The sequence below is a fragment of the Mycoplana sp. BE70 genome, from assembly GCF_031455855.1.
Lineage (GTDB): Bacteria > Pseudomonadota > Alphaproteobacteria > Rhizobiales > Rhizobiaceae > Mycoplana.
In genome coordinates this window covers 177579-194683 of sequence record NZ_JAVDTM010000001.1, presented here as the reverse complement: position 1 = coordinate 194683, position 17105 = coordinate 177579, and the positions used below count along the sequence as shown (strand labels likewise).

General features: G+C 65.0%; 16 protein-coding genes. 9 read left to right on the top strand and 7 right to left on the bottom strand.

What is annotated here, in order from left to right; translation table 11 throughout:
* The first annotated feature begins 136 nt into the window (after positions 1 to 136).
* The 3 genes from J2Y48_RS00990 to J2Y48_RS00980 all read left to right on the top strand — a co-directional run bounded on the left by J2Y48_RS00990 (position 137) and on the right by J2Y48_RS00980 (position 5959).
* The gene (locus tag J2Y48_RS00990; RefSeq protein WP_310411340.1) at positions 137 to 3913 is read left to right on the top strand and encodes a peptidoglycan-binding protein; all 3777 of its coding nucleotides are present in this window, start codon (positions 137 to 139) and stop codon (positions 3911 to 3913) included.
* Between the two features lie 328 nt (positions 3914 to 4241).
* Positions 4242 to 5168: a sulfite exporter TauE/SafE family protein gene (locus tag J2Y48_RS00985; protein ID WP_310411337.1), complete on the top strand. Its 927-nt coding sequence runs from the start codon at positions 4242 to 4244 to the stop codon at positions 5166 to 5168.
* Entirely contained in the window at positions 5165 to 5959 is a 795-nt protein-coding gene (locus tag J2Y48_RS00980) for a TIGR02186 family protein (RefSeq protein ID WP_310411334.1), read from the top strand. The genes J2Y48_RS00985 and J2Y48_RS00980 overlap by 4 nt, the downstream gene beginning before the upstream one ends.
* A gap of 3 nt (positions 5960 to 5962) precedes the next feature.
* On the opposite strand, the gene J2Y48_RS00975 is transcribed toward J2Y48_RS00980, so the two are convergent.
* Positions 5963 to 6469: a helix-turn-helix domain-containing protein gene (locus J2Y48_RS00975; RefSeq protein WP_310411332.1), complete on the bottom strand. Its 507-nt coding sequence runs from the start codon at positions 6467 to 6469 to the stop codon at positions 5963 to 5965.
* Between the two features lie 96 nt (positions 6470 to 6565).
* Here J2Y48_RS00975 and J2Y48_RS00970 point away from each other — a divergent pair, with 96 nt between their 5' ends.
* Positions 6566 to 7123: a dihydrofolate reductase family protein gene (locus tag J2Y48_RS00970; protein WP_310411329.1), complete on the top strand. Its 558-nt coding sequence runs from the start codon at positions 6566 to 6568 to the stop codon at positions 7121 to 7123.
* 10 nt (positions 7124 to 7133) lie between these two features.
* Here J2Y48_RS00970 and pdeM read toward each other — a convergent pair whose 3' ends face one another.
* Positions 7134 to 7859, bottom strand: coding sequence for a ligase-associated DNA damage response endonuclease PdeM (gene pdeM, locus J2Y48_RS00965; RefSeq protein WP_310411326.1), 726 nt, complete (start codon positions 7857 to 7859; stop codon positions 7134 to 7136).
* A 49-nt stretch (positions 7860 to 7908) separates the two neighbouring features.
* Positions 7909 to 10452 carry a ligase-associated DNA damage response DEXH box helicase gene (locus J2Y48_RS00960; RefSeq protein WP_310411323.1) on the bottom strand — a complete coding sequence of 848 codons (2544 nt, stop codon included), beginning with the start codon at positions 10450 to 10452 and terminating at the stop codon, positions 7909 to 7911.
* 136 nt (positions 10453 to 10588) lie between these two features.
* On the opposite strand from J2Y48_RS00960, the gene J2Y48_RS00955 reads away from it, so the two are divergent.
* The gene (locus tag J2Y48_RS00955; protein ID WP_310411320.1) at positions 10589 to 11089 is read left to right on the top strand and encodes an Rrf2 family transcriptional regulator; all 501 of its coding nucleotides are present in this window, start codon (positions 10589 to 10591) and stop codon (positions 11087 to 11089) included.
* A gap of 47 nt (positions 11090 to 11136) precedes the next feature.
* Positions 11137 to 11598 (top strand): carboxymuconolactone decarboxylase family protein, encoded by a 462-nt coding sequence (locus tag J2Y48_RS00950; RefSeq protein WP_310411317.1) that lies wholly within the window; start codon positions 11137 to 11139, stop codon positions 11596 to 11598.
* 59 nt (positions 11599 to 11657) lie between these two features.
* Here J2Y48_RS00950 and J2Y48_RS00945 read toward each other — a convergent pair whose 3' ends face one another.
* Both J2Y48_RS00945 and J2Y48_RS00940 read right to left on the bottom strand, forming a co-directional pair.
* Complete coding sequence (locus J2Y48_RS00945; RefSeq protein ID WP_310411314.1) at positions 11658 to 12293, bottom strand: YitT family protein; 636 nt, start codon at positions 12291 to 12293, stop codon at positions 11658 to 11660.
* Between the two features lie 45 nt (positions 12294 to 12338).
* The gene (locus J2Y48_RS00940; RefSeq protein ID WP_310411311.1) at positions 12339 to 13283 is read right to left on the bottom strand and encodes a methyltransferase; all 945 of its coding nucleotides are present in this window, start codon (positions 13281 to 13283) and stop codon (positions 12339 to 12341) included.
* A 163-nt stretch (positions 13284 to 13446) separates the two neighbouring features.
* Between J2Y48_RS00940 and J2Y48_RS00935 the strand changes: the two genes are divergently transcribed.
* From J2Y48_RS00935 to J2Y48_RS00925, 3 genes are read left to right on the top strand one after another with little or no spacing between them, the layout of a single operon-like run.
* Entirely contained in the window at positions 13447 to 13713 is a 267-nt protein-coding gene (locus J2Y48_RS00935; protein WP_310411308.1) for a DUF6460 domain-containing protein, read from the top strand.
* 1 nt (position 13714) lies between these two features.
* Positions 13715 to 14221 (top strand): CAP domain-containing protein, encoded by a 507-nt coding sequence (locus J2Y48_RS00930; protein WP_310411304.1) that lies wholly within the window; start codon positions 13715 to 13717, stop codon positions 14219 to 14221.
* A 49-nt stretch (positions 14222 to 14270) separates the two neighbouring features.
* Positions 14271 to 15623 (top strand): MATE family efflux transporter, encoded by a 1353-nt coding sequence (locus J2Y48_RS00925; protein ID WP_310411301.1) that lies wholly within the window; start codon positions 14271 to 14273, stop codon positions 15621 to 15623.
* Here J2Y48_RS00925 and J2Y48_RS00920 read toward each other — a convergent pair.
* Both J2Y48_RS00920 and J2Y48_RS00915 read right to left on the bottom strand, forming a co-directional pair.
* The gene (locus J2Y48_RS00920; RefSeq protein WP_310411298.1) at positions 15599 to 16681 is read right to left on the bottom strand and encodes a quinone-dependent dihydroorotate dehydrogenase; all 1083 of its coding nucleotides are present in this window, start codon (positions 16679 to 16681) and stop codon (positions 15599 to 15601) included. The genes J2Y48_RS00925 and J2Y48_RS00920 overlap by 25 nt on opposite strands.
* A 1-nt stretch (position 16682) precedes the next feature.
* On the bottom strand, positions 16683 to 17027 hold the full coding sequence (locus J2Y48_RS00915) for a DUF952 domain-containing protein (protein WP_310411295.1): 345 nt from the start codon (positions 17025 to 17027) through the stop codon (positions 16683 to 16685).
* Positions 17028 to 17105: the final 78 nt, after the last annotated feature.

The following is a 17105-nucleotide window of genomic DNA, read 5'->3' as shown; positions in this document are numbered from 1 at the left end:
CCGCCTGTGCATCAGAATGGAAGCGCCGGCACCAAAATCTTGCCGGCCCATAAAACAGCAAGGCGGCGCGCACCGAGGACGGCGGCGCGACGCAGGTTCTCCGGCGAGCCGATGGGCTCCCAAGCGAGGCGAAAACATGAACGGATCGCGAGCAAATCCTCCCCGCTACGGCGACAGGTCTTCATTCGACGCGCTGAACCGGACAATAGAAGGTCTGGAGGCGCGAATCGAAGGATTGATGGGCGGACGCGAACGCGGGCGAGAGGCCGGTCATGGCCGCAGCGAGCCGCCGCGGCAGGAGAACGCGCGGGCAACCCCCCTTCGCGATGATCCGGTTGGCGAAATCATGCAGCGCCAGCGCGCGCTGGAGGCGGGCCGCGAACGGCAGGCCGTCCGATCCGACCCCCGTCCCTCAGACAGGTATCCTTCGCAGCAGCAAACCGCACAGCAGGCTGCCCCCGACTTCGCCACGGCGGAGATCGCTCGCGCCCTTGTCGGATTGCGGCAGGATCTGAAGCGCGACATTTCCGACGGTCTCGGCCGCGAGATGGACACGCTGCGTGCGGAGATGCGCGCCATTCGTCAGGCCGCTGAGGCGCGAGACCATGGCGATGACGTGCGCGAAGATTTGCAGCGGCTCGCCCAGGGCATCAACCAGCTCGGTCGGCAGTCCGGCCGGTCAGAAGCCGACGGCCTGCGCGTCGAATTCGATCAACTGCGCTCTGTTCTCGATGGCCTGGCCCGCGAGGATTCCGTCCGCCGCATGGAGGGACGCTGGAACGACGTGGAGCAGAGGCTCACCGCCTCCGACCAAAGCCGCGACGACGAACTGGTGGCCCTCGCCTATCGGCTGGATGAGCTCAAGGCGCAGATCCAGACGGTCAGCGCCACTCCGGCTCTGCGCGATCTGGAACGGCAGCTGCATGCGATGGGGCAAGCGGTGGAGGCACTCGGCCGCAGCGTCCAGCAGGACGACCGGCGCTTTTCCCCGCAGTTCGAGGGGTTGGACCTAAGGCTCGACGAGATCAGTCGGGCGATCGCCGCAAGCGGTCGCGCCCAGAATTCTGCCGCCGAGGCAGCGGTGTTCCAGCGCATCGAAGGCCGCATCGGCGACCTTGCCGACCAACTTGACGCGATGGCCCGCCGCCCGGCGGCCGAGCAGGGGCTCGGCCAGCGGCTGGAGACCCTTGCCTACCGGATCGAGGAAATGACGCACGAAAGAGCGGCCATCCGTCTCGAAGAGCGTCTGGATCAGCTGTCGGCGATGATCGAGCAGGGCCAGCGCGCGCCGGCGATAGGCGCCGATCTGACGCACCATCTCACTGATATTTCCCGCAAGATCGACGCGCTCGACCAGGGCGCGGTCAATGATGTGCTGGCGGAGCGGCTCGACCATCTGGCCCGCCGCATCGACGAATTGGACGTTCCGGCCGAGACGCCTTTTGCCAATGACCGTTTCTCTTCGATCGAAAGCCGCCTGCAGGCGATCGCCGAGCGGCTCGACCGCACGGGCGCAGCACCTGCGGATGATGGCGGTGCATTGCGCAGCCTGGAAGCCCAGATCGCCAATCTCTCGACCCTGATCAGCAAGCCGTCGCCTGCAGTCGCGTTGCCGTCGGACTTCGACAGCCGCATGGCGACGATCGAAGACTACATGGCGACGAACGACGAATACATCATCGAGGCGGCCCGTCAGGCCGCCGAGACGGTGATGCAGGCGTATCAGCGCCATGGTGACGCGGGGGCCGCTCCCTCCGACATGGCGGCAATCTCGGCGCTGGCCGAGGACCTGCGCACGCTGGAAGACGTGATGCGTTCCAGCGAGGATCGCACAGCCCGAACCTTCGAGGCGCTGCACGACACGCTGGTCCAGATTGCCGGACGGCTCGAGCAGCTGGATGCGCCGGGCGAGCGCTATGAAGCGCCGCATGACCGCTACCCCGGACAGGAGCGGCAGGCCGCGCCGGCGATGCCGCCGGTATCTGCGCCGATGCTCATGCAGGACGAGTATCCGTTCGTCGACGACGGCTACGATACCGTGACGTCTGGGTCTGGCGACGACCAGGCGACGGATGAACCAATTGCCGACCGCGAGGTCGAAATGGCCGTTGATGTCGCCGGTTCCGTGATGGTCGATGGCGCCGCAAGTGCGGTCGCGAAGCCCGCCGCCGAGAAGGCCGGCCGGACCAGCCTGATCGCCGGCCTCGCACGCCGCTTCGCGCCGGCGAAGGAGGAAGCACCGCTTGTGGCGGAGCGACAGCAGATCGATCCCGCTCCGTCGATCGACCCGGGCGACGAAATCGCCCCCGAAGTGGCAAACCAGCTGCTGGAGCCCGGTTCCGGTGCGCCGGACGTGCGCAAGATCCTTGAGCGTGTCCGCGCCAACCAGGCCGCGGAAGGCCAGGCTGAATCGGCCGATGCCGGCAAAGCGGACTTCATCGCGGCGGCGCGTCGCGCGGCTCGCATGGCGGCGGAGGAAACCGATCCACTCGCCCGGGTCGCTCCGGAAAAGAAGGGGGCCGGCTCCGGCGCAGCTGCCGCGACCTTCGGCCGCCATCGTCGTCCGATCCTGATGGCCGTCGGCGCGATCCTGCTGGCGATCATGTCCTATCCGCTCGTCAATACGCTGGTGCGTGGCGACGAGGCGCCCAAGGCTTTGCCGGTCGCGCAGGCGGACATCGCCGCGCCCGAAACCGCCGACGCCAAGCCGGCCGCGGTCGAAGTTGCAAGCCAGGACGACGTGGCCGCGGTGCCCGTTGACACGGCATCCGTCGAAATTCTCGAGGAAGCTGCCCCGGCGCAGGTCACCGCTGCTGCGGGTGAGGCCATCACCAAGCCAATGGTCGAAAACACCGCTATGGACACGGCCTCGCCTGCCTTGGCAGTGACCGGCGCCGAGCAGCTGACACGGCCGGCCGACAATTCAATCGCCGTCCAGACCGGCGGTTTCGAGCCGGTCGCAACGATGGCCAAGGCCGTCAATGACATTCCGCCCGGGGAGCAGGCAGTTGCAAGCGCCGGCGCTCCGTCCGGCACGATCGCCGACGTCATCACCGTGCCGCCGGCCATCGAGCCGGCATCGCTGGCCAAATCGGCGGGTGACGGCGACAGCCTGGCATTGTTCGAGATCGGCGCGCGCTACACCGACGGCCGCGGCGTCTCGATTGACATGGCGGAATCCGCGAAGTGGTACGCATTGTCGGCCGAGCGCGGTTTTGCCCCGGCTCAGTATCGTCTCGGCAGCCTTTATGAAAAGGGGCAGGGCGTCGAGCGCGATCTCGACAAGGCTCGCAGTCTCTACGAGCTGTCCGCCAGACAGGGCAACGCCAGCGCCATGCACAACCTCGCCGTCCTGCTTGCGACCGGCGGCGGCAAGGCGCCGGATTTCGCAGCCGCCTCCGAATGGTTCAAGAAGGCGGCGGATCTTGGCGTCCGTGACAGCCAGTTCAACCTGGCGATCCTCTACGCGCGCGGCAATGGCGTCCCGGTCGATCTCGAAGAGTCCTACAAGTGGTTTGCGGTCGCCGCTCGCGACGGAGACAGGGATGCCGCCGAGAAGCGCGACGAGGTTGCCAATGCCATGAAGCCCGAGCAGCTTTCGAGCGCGAAGGCCAAGCTGGAGCTTTGGAAGGAGCAGCCGCTCGATGACAAGGCGAACTCGGTGGACCTGCCCGACGAATGGGTCGGTAAGGGCACCAAGACCGCGTCCGTCGATATGAAGAAGGCGGTCCGCAACATCCAGGCCATCCTCAACAACAATGGCTTCGATGCCGGCACGCCGGACGGCAGCATGGGGCCGAAGACCGTGCAGGCGATCAAGGCCTTCCAGAAAACCGTCGGTCAGCCGGAGACGGGCAAGATCGACGACAAGCTCGTCAATGAGTTGCTGAAGCGCAACAAGCCGCAAGGTTGATTGCCCGCCAATGCGCCGCGGCGCATAAAGCCTGATGGTCGGCCGTTGAGCAGTTGACGGGCCGCCTGAGCACGGGCATGACGGATCATGAAAAAACCACAAGCCGCTTCAGAATGATACGGGGGCGGCTTCCATCTGCGTGCGGATGCATGGCGCTACCGTGAGCGATGGAATTTGCGAACGGGCAGGCATCATGCGCGCCCGCGGAAAACCTGCATGCCGGGCGTGTTCTCTGACCCAGAACACGTGGCGGCCGGTCCAGACTTGGTGAGGGGTGGCGTCAGGGGGCGCCGAAAGTTCCGGGCCGCCGGCCCATCGGGGTAATGCTGTGACAGTCTATCTGCCCATCGCCGAGCTCTCGGTGAATATCTTCATCATCCTCGGCATGGGCGCAGCGGTTGGCTTTCTCTCCGGCATGTTCGGTGTCGGCGGCGGTTTCCTGATCACCCCGCTCCTGATCTTCTACAACATCCCGCCGGTCGTGGCGGTCGCGACGGGCGCCAACCAGGTCGTCGCCTCGTCGGTTTCCGGCGCCATCACCCATTTCCGCCGCGGCACGCTCGATATGAAGCTCGGTACCGTGCTGCTGGTCGGCGGCCTTTGCGGCGCGACCGCGGGCGTGTGGCTGTTCGCCCTGCTGAGGCGCCTCGGTCAGCTCGACCTCGTCATTTCGCTGCTCTATGTGGCGCTGCTCGGCACAGTCGGCATCCTGATGTTGTTTGAAAGCATCAGAGCCTTGCGCCGTGCCGCCAAGAACCAGCCGGTGACACTGCGAAAGCCGGGCCATCACAGCTGGATTCACGGCTTGCCGCTGAAGATGCGGTTCAAGAAATCCAAGATCTACCTGAGCGTCATTCCGCTCGTCCTGCTCGGCTTTTCGATCGGCGTGCTGACCTCCATCATGGGTGTCGGTGGCGGGTTTATCATGGTGCCGGCGATGATCTACCTCTTGCGCATCCCGACCAACGTGGTCGTCGGTACGTCGCTGTTCCAGATCATCTTCGTAACGGCCTTCACCACGATCATGCAGGCGACGGCGAACAACTCGGTCGACATCGTTCTCGCCTTCATCCTGATGGTGGCAGGCGTCGTCGGCGCGCAGTACGGCGTGCGTGTCGGCCAGCGTTTGCGCGGCGAGCAATTGCGGGCCCTGCTTGCGCTTCTCGTGCTCGCGGTCGGCATGCGCCTTGCAGTCGATCTCGTGCTGGCGCCCGAAAACATCTACTCCGTCGTCAGTGAAGGGGGGCGCCGATGAGAAGCCTGGCGTACGCCCTTCTTGCCGCAGCCGTCCTGGCATTGGCCGGTCCGGTCCGCGCGCAGGAGAAACAATCCGAAAACACCGAGCAGTTGGAAATCGGCATCTCCACCGACGAGATCGCCATCTCCTCCGATTTTCGCGGGGCGGACCTCACCATCTTCGGCGCCATCGGGGGCTATGATCCGAACCTTCTGGCGCAGAGCAAATACGATATCGTCGTAGCGCTGGAAGGACCGAAGGACAACATGACGGTCCGCCGTAAGGAACGCGTGCTCGGCGTCTGGGTCAACCGTCATTCGATGACCTTCGAGCTCGCGCCGGAATCCTACTCCCTGTCCAGCACACGCAATGTCGATCAGATCGCATCCGAACAGGTGCTCAACAGCATCGGCGTGGGCCTGCAACATATCCGTCTCGACCCGATCGGCTTCATCGGGGACGGCAGCAGCGTCGCCGCGTTCCGCGAGGCCTTCCTGCATCTGAAGGAAACCGGCGGCTACTTCCAGCGCGATCCGGGCGGGGTGCAGTTCATCAGTGCCAGCCTGTTCAAGGCGACCGTGAAGCTGCCCGCCAACGTCCCGAATGGCACCCATGTCGTGCGGGCCCAGCTTTTCCGCGACGGTGTCTTCATCAGCGAGAAGGCGCTACCGCTAAGAGTCGTCAAGACCGGCCTGGAACAGATGATCTCGAATGCCGCCTATAATCGTCCGGTCTCCTATGGCGTCCTCGCCGTCGTGCTGGCCCTGTTGACCGGCTGGATCGCGAGCGTGGTGTTCCGCAAGGACTGACGATCACGCCAGAAGCATTGCAGCCTTCTTGGCGAGAACGGCTTCATAGGCGCTCTGCAACTCCGCAAAGACGGAACGCTCCGGAGGCGCCGCGCCGCAATGGATGGCGCGCAGTTCGTCCATGAAGTCGCTCCACATCTCCGGCCCGCCGGCCTCCAGGAGTTCGGCGCGGATGCTCAGCTCTTCGCTTACCGGCAGATGCCGGCGGCCCCATGCGCCCATGTGAGCGAAGAGCGGCACGAGGGCGATCGCCATGTCCGTCAGACTGTAGAGCGCCTTCTGCTTGTGGCTCGGATCGTCGGCCCTCGTGATCAACCCCTTCTCGGTCAGCCGCTTCAGCCGGTCGGCGAGGATGTTGGAGGCAATGCCTTCCTCCGATCGCGTCAGCAGCTCGCGGAAGTGGCGGCGATTGCCGAACATCATGTCCCGGATCACGATCAGGCTCCAGCGGTCGCCGAGGATCTCGAGCGTCAGATTGATCGGGCAGCCCGATCGATGTTCGTCCTTCATTGCAGTCTCCGGCGATTCTGATTGCATTTTGCCACCGGTGTGCATAGGCTTCAACTGCTTGCAAATTAAAACCGGAATAGATGGAGGAAGAAGAGGATGAGCAAGGTCATCGTCTGGAACCTGATGACGCTCGACGGCTATTTCGAGGGCGAGGAGAAATGGGATCTGGCCTTCCACGGCCACGCCTGGGGCGATGAGCTTGCCGCCATGAGCGCCGATTTCGGAGAGCGGGCGCGTCTTCTGGTCTTCGGTCGCGTGACGTACGAGGGCATGAAGTCGTTCTGGACGACGACCGAGGAGGAACTGGAGACGAAGTCCTACATGAATGCCCTGCCGAAGCTCGTCGCTTCGCGCACGCTCCGAAGCTCCGACTGGAACAACACCCGCATGACCGACGACATCGTTGGCGAACTCTCCCGGCTCAAGAGTGAGCCCGGCAAGGACATCTTCGTCTTCGGCAGCGCCGACCTGACGGATACGCTGTTGGAGGCTGGCCTCGTCGACGAACTCATGATCGGCCTCGTGCCGACCCTGCTCGGCAAGGGCAATCGCTTCTTCAAGGACAGCGACACACTGCAGCGGTTTGACCTGATCGAGGCACGGCCGCTGAAGACGGGAACGGTGATCCTGCGCTACGCGCCGATGGCGACGTAGCCGCGGGACGTCAGGCCAGCAGATTTGCAAAGCGTACGGAATAGATGCGGTCACGCCCGAGCAGGTGCGCGACAAGCGTCTCGCGCTCAAACAGCCCCGCCATGGCCCGGTGACGCAGATCGAGCCCGCCGGTGGTGACACCGAAGGCCGGCATCAGCAGGCGTCGGCCGTCCGTGGCGAAGCACGGGCGGCGCACCGATTTGTCGCGGCGGCGCACCGTCGCGGACGGATGCAGGTGACCAGCGATCTCGCCCGCGCCGTCAGCAAGCGATGGCTCGTGCCGAAAGATAAGGCCGGCATAGTGCAATTCGTCGGCCGACTGGCCCGGCAGGCCGGTCGTACCGTCCGGGTCATGGTTGCCGTTGATCCAGATCCAGTCGCGCCCGCGCGCCATCGCCTCGATCCTTTGGCGAAAGATCTCCGGCAGGTGTACTGAACCGACACGATCGTGAAAATTGTCACCCAGACTAACGACGATCGCCGGGTCGTGTCGGGCAATGACGGCCTCCAGGATCCTGAGCGTCGCCAGCGTGTCGTAGGGCGGCAGCAGCATGCCGCGGCGCGCAAAGGCGGCGCCCTTTTCCAGATGCAGGTCGGAAATGACGAGCAGCCGCGTGGCCGGCAGGTAGAGCGCGCCGAAGGGATCACAGACCGCCTCGACGCCGGCCACGACCGCGCGCGCCGTCAGCGCGCCGAAGTCCTGCACGTCGGCATTAGCGAGGGCCAGCCTGTTCATTGGCGCATTCCGTTCATTCCGTCGTCCTGTGGCCGCCTTCTTCCAACCATTACCGTTCCGTTTCCGGTGCCGCCAACTCGCCCAAGGCTTCCGCGATCAGGTCTTCGGCCGCCTCGGCCAGCACGGCATCATGGGCTTCGCCCGATACCGTTTCCCTGCCGATCTCCAGCATGACGGGGATCGCCAGCGGCGAGATGCGGTCGAGCGTGCGGTGGGTGATGTGGCCCTTGATTCGGGCAAGCATAAACCCCAGGCGCTCGATGTCCAAAAGACCGGTCGCAGCATCGTGCCGTGTCGCTTCGAGCAGGATATGGTCCGGTTCGTGTGAGCGCAGCACGTCGTAGATGAGGTCGGCCGAGACCGTTACCTGCCGCCCGGTTTTTTCCTTGCCGGGATGGCGCTGGTCGATAAGACCGGCAATCACGGCACAATTGCGGAAGGTGCGCTTCAGCATCCAGCTTTCATCGAGCCAGGCCTCCAGGTCGTCGCCCAGCATGTCCTCGTCGAAGAGCCCGCCAAGGGAGGGGCGGCGAGCACGGAAAGCTGCTCCCAGATCGTCCAGCGCCCAGATCGCCAGCGAATAGTCGGTGGCGACGAAGCCGAGCGGCTTCAGGCCCGCCCGTTCGAGCCGGCGCGTCAGCAGCATGCCTAGCGTCTGGTGGGCGAGGCGGCCCTCGAAGGCATAGATCACCATGTAGTGCCGGCTGCCGCGCGGAAAGGTCTCGATCAGAAGCTCGTCGCGCCTCGGCAGCATCGAGACGTCGCTCTGGATCGACAGCCAGTCGCGGACCTGGCCCGGCAGGGCGCGCCAGCGGTCCGGGTCGGCGAGCATGGTGCGCACCTGCTCGGCGAGGTAGGTGGAGAGCGGAAACTTGCCGCCGGCATAGGCCGGCACCTTCGGATCCTGCGAGAAGGCCTGGCTGACGAGGCATTCGTTCTCGCGGATGCCCTCGAAGCGCAGCACCTTGCCGGAAAAGAGGAACGTATCGCCCGGCGCCATGGTCTCCAGGAAATACTCCTCCACCTTGCCGAGGGCCGCGCCGCCGCGGCCGAGCGAGCCTCGCGCATTGCGCTTGACTAGCCTGAGGTTCAGCATCGGCATCTCGACGATCGTGCCGAGGTTCAGGCGGTATTGCTGGGCGACCTGCAGGTTGGAGACGCGCCAGAGGCCCTCCTTGGTCTTGCGAATTTTCGCGTAGCGTTCATAGGTCTTCAGCGCATAGCCGCCGGTTGCGACGAACTGCACGACGCGCGAAAATGTCTCGCGCGGCAGTACCGCATAGGAGGCGGCCGAGCTGATCTCGGCAAAGAGCGCATCCTCGTCGAAGGCGGCCGCGCAGGCCATGCCGAGCACGTGCTGGGCGAGCACGTCGAGCGCGCCGGCGGTCATCGGCGGGGTGTCCTGTGCGCCGAGATAGTTGGCGTCCAGTGCCGCCTGGCATTCCATCACCTCGAAGCGGTTCGCCGGCACCAGGATCGCTCGGCTCGGCTCGTCCATCCGGTGGTTGGCGCGGCCGATCCGCTGAGCGAGACGGGAGGCGCCCTTCGGCGCGCCGACATGGATGACGAGGTCGACGTCGCCCCAGTCGATGCCGAGGTCGAGCGTCGAGGTGGCGACGACGGCGCGAAGGCGGTTTTCTGCCATCGCCGCCTCGACCTTGCGGCGCTGGGCCACGTCGAGTGAACCGTGATGCAGCGCGATCGGCAGCGTCTCTTCGTTGATGCGCCAGAGTTCCTGGAACAGCATCTCCGCCTGGCTGCGTGTGTTGACGAAGAGCAGCGCGGTGCGGTGCTCGCGGATCGCCTGGTAGACCTCGGGCATCGCATAGCGGGCCGAATGACCGGACCAGGGGATGTGCTCTTCGCTCTTGAGAATGGTGATGATCGGCTTGGCGCCGGAAGGCCCCAGCACCAGCCCGGCGTGATTGTCCTCGCCCGGCACCTGACCGGCGAGCCAGCGGCGCAGGTCCATCGGTTCTGCGACGGTGGCGGAAAGGCCAATGGTTTGCAGCCCCGGCGCCAGCCTGCGCAGCCGGGCGAGGCCGAGCGCGAGGAGATGGCCGCGTTTGGAAGTGACGAGCGAATGAAGCTCGTCGAAGACGACGAATTTCAGGTCCTTGAAGAAGCGCGGTGCCTCACCGTTGGCGATCAGCAGCGCCAGTTGCTCTGGTGTCGTCAGCAGGATGTCGGGCGGGTTCAGCCGCTGCCGCTGGCGCTTGGATTGCGGCGTATCGCCGGTGCGCGTTTCGATCGTGACCGGCAGGCGCATCTCCTCGATGGGTTTTGCCAGGTTGCGCTCGATGTCGACGGCCAGCGCCTTCAGCGGCGAGATGTACAGCGTGTGGATGCCGGTAAACGCCGAACCCGGCGGGACGCGGCCGCGCGCGACGAGGTCGGTGAGGGAGGGCAGAAAACCGGCCAGCGTCTTGCCCGCGCCCGTGGGCGCGATCAGCAGCAGGCTTTCTCCGGCGCGTGCGCGCTCGAGCAGTTCCAGCTGGTGTGCGCGCGGTGCCCAGCCTCTGGCTGCAAACCAGTCGGTAAAAGGCTTCGGCAGCGGGCCGGGCCGGGCGGTGGCGGAATCGGTTGCGTTCACGCCGGTGAAATTAGCCGAACGGACGCGAAAAGGAAGGACCACACTGCGAGACGAACGCGCCGCGACACGTGCCAATATAGCAATTGACAAAGCGAATAATCATGGATAAAAAATATCCACGAATTGAGGGTGCGGCATGAAGCTCAGCGAAGGCGTCGAGCAGGCAATCCACAGCGTCGCCATGTTGGCGAACCTGTCGCCGGAGGGCGTGTTGTCGGCGGCTGCGTTGGCGGAATATCACGGCGTCTCGACCAGCTATCTCCTCAAGCACCTGCAGGCGCTTTCGGGCGCCGGCCTCCTGCAGACAGTCTCTGGTCCGCGCGGCGGATACCGCCTGGCGCGCGCGCCGGCGGAGATATCGTTGCTGGACATCGTTCTGGCGGTGGAGGGGCCGGAGCCGGCCTTTCGTTGCCAGGAAATCCGCCAGCGTGGCCCGAACCCGCTTCCGGCCCGTTACATGACGCGGCCCTGCGAGATCAACGCGGCGATGCTCAAGGCGGAGAAGGCCTATCGGGCGGAGCTGAAGAAAGTGTCGATCGCCGATCTCGGCGCCGAAGTGGCCGCCAGGGACGATGGCGCGATCGCATCCAGAAGCTGCGCCTTTCTGGAGGTGCACGAACGCAGGCAGCGCTCCTGACGACTGCCACACGAGCCATTCCCACATTCCAACCAAGGAGAAAGTCGATGCAGCCTCGTTTCAATTTCGCCAAGGCCTCCCCTGAAGCCTACAAGGCGGTGGTCGCCCTTGAGGAGTTCGTCCAGAAATCGGGTCTGGAGCGCCGCTTCATTCACCTGATCAAGCTGCGCGCGTCGATCATCAATGGATGCGCCTACTGCGTCGACATGCATGTCAAGGAATCCCGTCATGACGGGCTGTCGGAGCAATGGATCAACATGATGTCGGTGTGGAAGGAATCGCCCGTCTATGACGCCCGCGAACGCGCGCTGCTGGGCTGGGTGGATGCCGTCACCAACATCGCCCAGTCCGGCGCCCCGGATGACGCCTACGAAGCGTTGAGGGCGCATTTCTCCGAGGAGGAGATGACCAAGATCACCGTTGCGATCGGCACGATCAACGTCTGGAACCGGCTCGCCGTCGGCTTCCGCTCGCCGCATCCGATCGACAAGCCCGTCAAGGCTGCCTGAAGCAGCCCCGTCGGGCGAAGGAGGCCCCGAGCCTTGGCATCAAGGCTTCCCGGGTATTGTCACATGGCGATGTAGCGGTCGGAGCGGTGGTTGATCGTCAGGAACAGGTTCAGCGCCACCGCGCCGATCACCGAGCAGAGAACGATAAAGGGGGCGGCCACCGCAAAGGCCGCCGCCAGAACCACAAGGTCGACGGCGAGTTGCACCAGCCCGGCCCGCCAGCCGAAGCGATCCTGCAGATATACGGCGAGGATGCCGATGCCGCCCAGGCTTGCGCGGTGGCGGTAGAGGGCGAGCAGACCGTAGCCGAGCAGCAGTCCGGCAAGCAGCGCGGCCCAGAGCGGATCCAGGGTTTCGATCTTCAGGTAGCGCGGCTGGATTTCCGTGATCAGCGAGGTCAGGCCGACCGCGAGGAACGACTTGATCGTGAACGCCTTGCCGAGGCGGCTCAGGGAGAGCGCGTAGAACGGCATGTTCAGCGCGGTGTAGTAGAGGCCGAAGCTGTAGCCGGTCAGGTAATGCAGGATGAAGGCAACGCCGGCGACACCGCTGGCGATGAGGCCGGCGCTGCCGATCAGCGTAAGCCCGAGGGCCGCGATCACGCTGCCCGTGAAGATGCCTTGCGCATCTTCCAGCGGCGAGTGACGCGCGGGGGCAGGATTCCAGAAACCGTAGCGCCGCTTGTCGCCGCTCATGAACATTTCCCTTTTGATTTGAAGCGCTGGTGTGCGGGAACGCGGTCAGCTCCGCCGGCGGGCGAGGAACAGCCGGCCGTGCACGGGCTCACCGGCATCCTTGCGGATGACGGTCGCCTGGCTGAGGAGAACATCAAAACCCGCAGCCGCGGCGCGCTCGCGCACATAGGTTTCGCCATGGGCGTAGCGCAGCGACGTGCGCAGCACATAGCCCTCGTTGGCGCACGCGTCCTCCACGGAGAAGGCGAAGTGGCCACCTGGGGCGATCAGATTGGCGGTGATGGAGAAGAGGGGGGCGAGTTCGCCGAGATACATCAAAACGTCAGCGGCGCTGACAAGCTCGGCCCTTGCGAATGGCAGGTCGGGACCGAAGACGCCGCTCGCGCCGGGCGAGAGCGATAGATCGGCCTGGGCAAGCCGATCGTAAACCTGTTTCTCCCGCGCCTTGGCGAGCATGTTGGCGGAGAGGTCGAAGCCTTCGAGGAAGGCAGTGCGTTCGCGGATCCGGATGCCGAAGAGGCCGGTGCCGCAACCGAGGTCGGCAACGCTTGAAAAGCGCGCCGACCCAATGTGCTCGAAGATAAGCGTGGCCAGTTTCTCGGGAACGCTGTAGCCGAGGCGTTCCACAAGGGCGCTATCGAACCGATCCGCATAGTCGTCGAAGAGTTGTTCGACATAGCGGCTCGGTGGGGTACTTGGGGCGTCGCGCCCGCCAAGCACCGCAATTTTCAGCCCCGCGCCGAATGGATCGGCCGGGGCCAGATCCAGCACTTTGGCAAGTCCAGCCGCAGCCGCCTCCTTCAGTCCGGATTTCTCGGCATACTCCGCCAGTCGGAACCAGCCCGCCGCCCAACGCGGGGCGAGTTCCAGCGCCTGTTCCATCAGTTCCCTCGCGCTCGCAAAATCGCCACTGCCCGCGAGCAAGCGGGCATAGTCGGCGCGGCGGTCGGCGAGCATATCGCCGGAGGAATGCTGCGTAGCGGTTGTCATGATGACGCGACTGGATAAGAGGTGGCATCGCTAATCTTCCAAGAAACGGCAAAACGCAAGGGGAATCGTCACGATTTTCGGCGCCCGGCCCTAAAAAAGCTCTCCTTGCGGTTCTTGCAGCGTCGGCTTAAGACGCACGATGAGAACAACAGGAGCGAGCAGCATGTCGGATGGCGTGAACAGATTCCTCGGCGATACGCCGCTGCGGGTCGCCGTAAAACTCTTGATCCTGTCCATTGCACTCGGGTTCCTGATGTCGGTCTTCGGCCTCTATCCCGATGACATCCTGCGCGCCGTCCGCGACTTCATCATCAACCTGTGGGAGAAGGGCTTTGCCGCCCTCGGTCAGGTCGGGGACTACCTCGTGCTTGGCGCGGTGATCGTCGTGCCGGTGTTTCTCGTCATTCGTGTTCTGAGCTACAGGCGCTGACATGACATCGACGACGACGAAACCGCTCGGCCGCAGGGCCGTTCTCGGCGCCACGCTCGGCGCGTTTGCCGCCACCGTGGCCGGCTGTACGACAACGGACAAGATCGACACCGGCGCGAACGCCAGCGACCAGACCGATGCGACGCTGGCGATGATCAACAAGCTGCGCCGCGAGCGCGGGCTGGAGCCGCTGTCGCGCCACCCCGCCTCTGCAAGGGCCGCCGTCGACCAGGCAAGGCGCATGGCTTCGGCCGGCAAGATGGAGCACAATATCGGTCTCGGCGCGAATTTTGCCAAGCGGATGAAGGGCATGGAAGTGCCGTTGCCGGCGGCCGAGAACATCGCCGTCGGCCAAGCCGACGCGGCGCGCGCGTTCCAGGCCTGGGTGGATTCGCCCAAGCACCTCGCCAACATGCTGGGACCGGGCTATCGCGGCCTGGGCGTAGCGGAAGCCAGAAATACCTCTTCCGGCTACCGGCCCTATTGGGCAATGGTGCTGTCGAGCTGAACTGATTCCGGCGCGCTTGCCGGCAACGCGCCAAAGGGCAGGTAGACGCATGGATGCATCGGTCGGGCCAAACGAGGGGGCAGGCCCTTTTGTCGTGACGCACCGTCTGGTGTTGTCGATCGCCATTCCGATGACGCTCGGATTCCTCACCACGCCGCTGCTCGGTCTGACCGATACCGCCGTCGCCGGCCGTCTCGGTTCGGCGGACGCACTGGCGGGACTTGCGGTCGGTGCGGTTCTCTTCGACCTGATTCTCGGCAGCTTCAACTTCCTGCGCGCCTCGACGACAGGACTCGTCGCGCAGGCTTTCGGCCGCGGCGACCGCAGCGAGGAGCAGGCCATCTTCTGGCGCGCACTCGCGATCGCGATCGGCTGCGGTCTCCTGATCGCGCTTGCCTCGCCCCTGCTTCTACAGGCAGGGCTTGCGCTGATGGCGCCGCCACCGGGTGTGGCGGAGGCGACCATCACCTACTTCTCGATCCGCATGCTGGCCGGGCCCATGGCGCTTTCCAACTACGCCATATTGGGCTTCGTGCTCGGGCGAGGCCAGGGGACGACCGGCTTGCTGCTGCAAGCGATCATCAACGGCATGAACATCACGCTCTCGATCGTGCTTGGTCTTGGCTATGGCTACGGCGTGGCCGGCATCGCGGTTGGCGCGCTGATCGGCGAGACCACCGGCATGCTGGTTGGCCTTGCGCTGGTTCTCTATCGCTTCCAGCGCGCGGACCGCCCGGCGAAGGGGTCGATCTTCGCGGCTGCGCGCATGAAAGCGCTGTTCGCGCTCAACCGGGACATCATGATCCGGACCTTCGTGCTGCTGGCCGCTTTTACGTTGATGACACGTATCGGCTCGTCGTTCGGCCCGCTGTCGCTTGCCGCCAACGCGGTATTGATGAACATCTTCCTGGTCGCCGGCTATTATCTCGACGGGCTGGCGAACGCGGCCGAACAGATCGTCGGCCGGGCGATCGGCGCGGACTATCGACCCGCCTTCGATCGGGCGGTCAGGCTGACGATGGTCTGGTCGTTCGGGCTGGGCGCTGTGACGGCGCTGCTCTTCCTCGTCTTCGGTACGGATATCATCGCGCTTTTAACGACGACCGAGAGCGTCCGCGCGGAGGCCGCAACCTATCTCCCCTGGGCGGCCGTGACGGCGATCACCGGCGCTCTCGCCTTCCAGATGGACGGTGTCTACATCGGTGCGACCTGGTCGCGCGCCATGCGCAACATGATGCTGGCGGCTTTTGTCGGCTATCTGGCCGCCCTTGCCATCTTCGTGCCGCTCTTCGGCAATCACGGGCTCTGGCTGTCGCTGAACCTGTTTTTGGCCTTCCGCGGGCTGTTTCTGGCCGCGCGCATGCCGAAGCTTGCCGGTCAGATCTTCCGATCGGCCCAATAGCTGTTGCGGCTGCCGCGAATGTCGCGGATCGAGGCAAGGCGCTCGCGGTCGCAAAGGTCTGACAGGCCCCGGACGATCGAGGCGGGCAACCCTGGCCCCGCATAGACCATGCACGAATAGAGCTGGACGAGGTCGGCGCCGGCGCGAATCTTTTCCGCCGCCGTCTCTGCCGAGCTGACGCCGCCGACGCCAATGATCGGTAGCGCTTCGCCGACACGCTTGCGCATTTTCGCAAGCGCAATGGTGGACTTCTCGAACAGCGGCTTGCCCGACAGTCCCCCGGCCTCGGCGGCATGGGTCCGGTCAGTCAGCCCGTCGCGGGACAGCGTCGTGTTGGACACGATGAGGCCGTCAAGGTCATGGGCGAGCGCAACGTCGGCGATGTCGTCCAGCCCCTCTTCGGTGAGGTCCGGCGCGATCTTGAGAAAGACGGGAACATGCCGTCCGGTCCGTCCGGCCTGGTCGGAGCGCGCCGAAAGCACGGCAGACAGGAGCGCGGCGAGGCTTTCGCGCGCCTGCAGGTCGCGCAGCCCGGGCGTATTCGGGGACGAGATGTTGGCGGTGAAGTAGCGTGCCACATCGTAGAAAGCACGGATGCCGGCGACGTAGTCTGCGATCCGGTCGTCGCTGTCCTTGTTGGCACCGATGTTCACGCCGATCAGAGACTGGCGCGAGCAGGTTCTCAACCGTTCAAGCGCGGCAGCATGACCCTCGTTGTTGAACCCGAGCCGGTTGATGACCGCGTCGTCGGCAGTGAGCCGGAAGATGCGCGGCTTCGGGTTGCCGGGCTGCGGCTTCGGCGTGACCGTGCCGATTTCCGTAAAGCCAAAGCCGAGGCGGAGCAGCGCTTCGGGCACCTCTGCATTCTTGTCGTAGCCAGCGGCCATCCCGAGCGGATTTGCGAAGTCGAGACCGGCGATAGTCTGGTGCAGCCGCGGGTCGGGGCGAAGGCGGCAGGATGGAACCAGGCCGCTCTTCAGCGCCGTGATCGAGAGACCGTGTGCGGCTTCGGGATCGAAAAGAAACAGCCCCTTGCGGGCGAGTCCGGCCAGCGTCATGTCAGTCCATCTCCGGAAACACATGCCGTCCATCAGCGCCGAGCGGCAGCGATTTTTCCCACAGCACCGCATCCAGCGGCAGCGCGCCGTAGAGGTGGGGGAAGAGCTGGCCGCCGCGGGAGGGCTCGTAGACGAGCGCCTTGCCCAGAGCCGCGCCGTCGATTGCGACCAGCAGCAGGTCGGTCTGGCCGGCGAAATGCTTCGCCGCCGTCTCGGCTGCCTGTGCTGCGGTGGAGAAGTGGATGAAACCATCAGCCAGGTCGACGGGTGCCCCCCCGAACATTCCCTTGGTCCGGGCGGACTGCCACAGACCTGCCGGAACAATCTTGTATATCGTGTCGGACATGGCGCGCTTCTCTGCTCGTTGGAGTGGGCGTATTGTTCGGCCAGCGCATGCCCTTCGGATCGAACTCGGCCTGAAGGG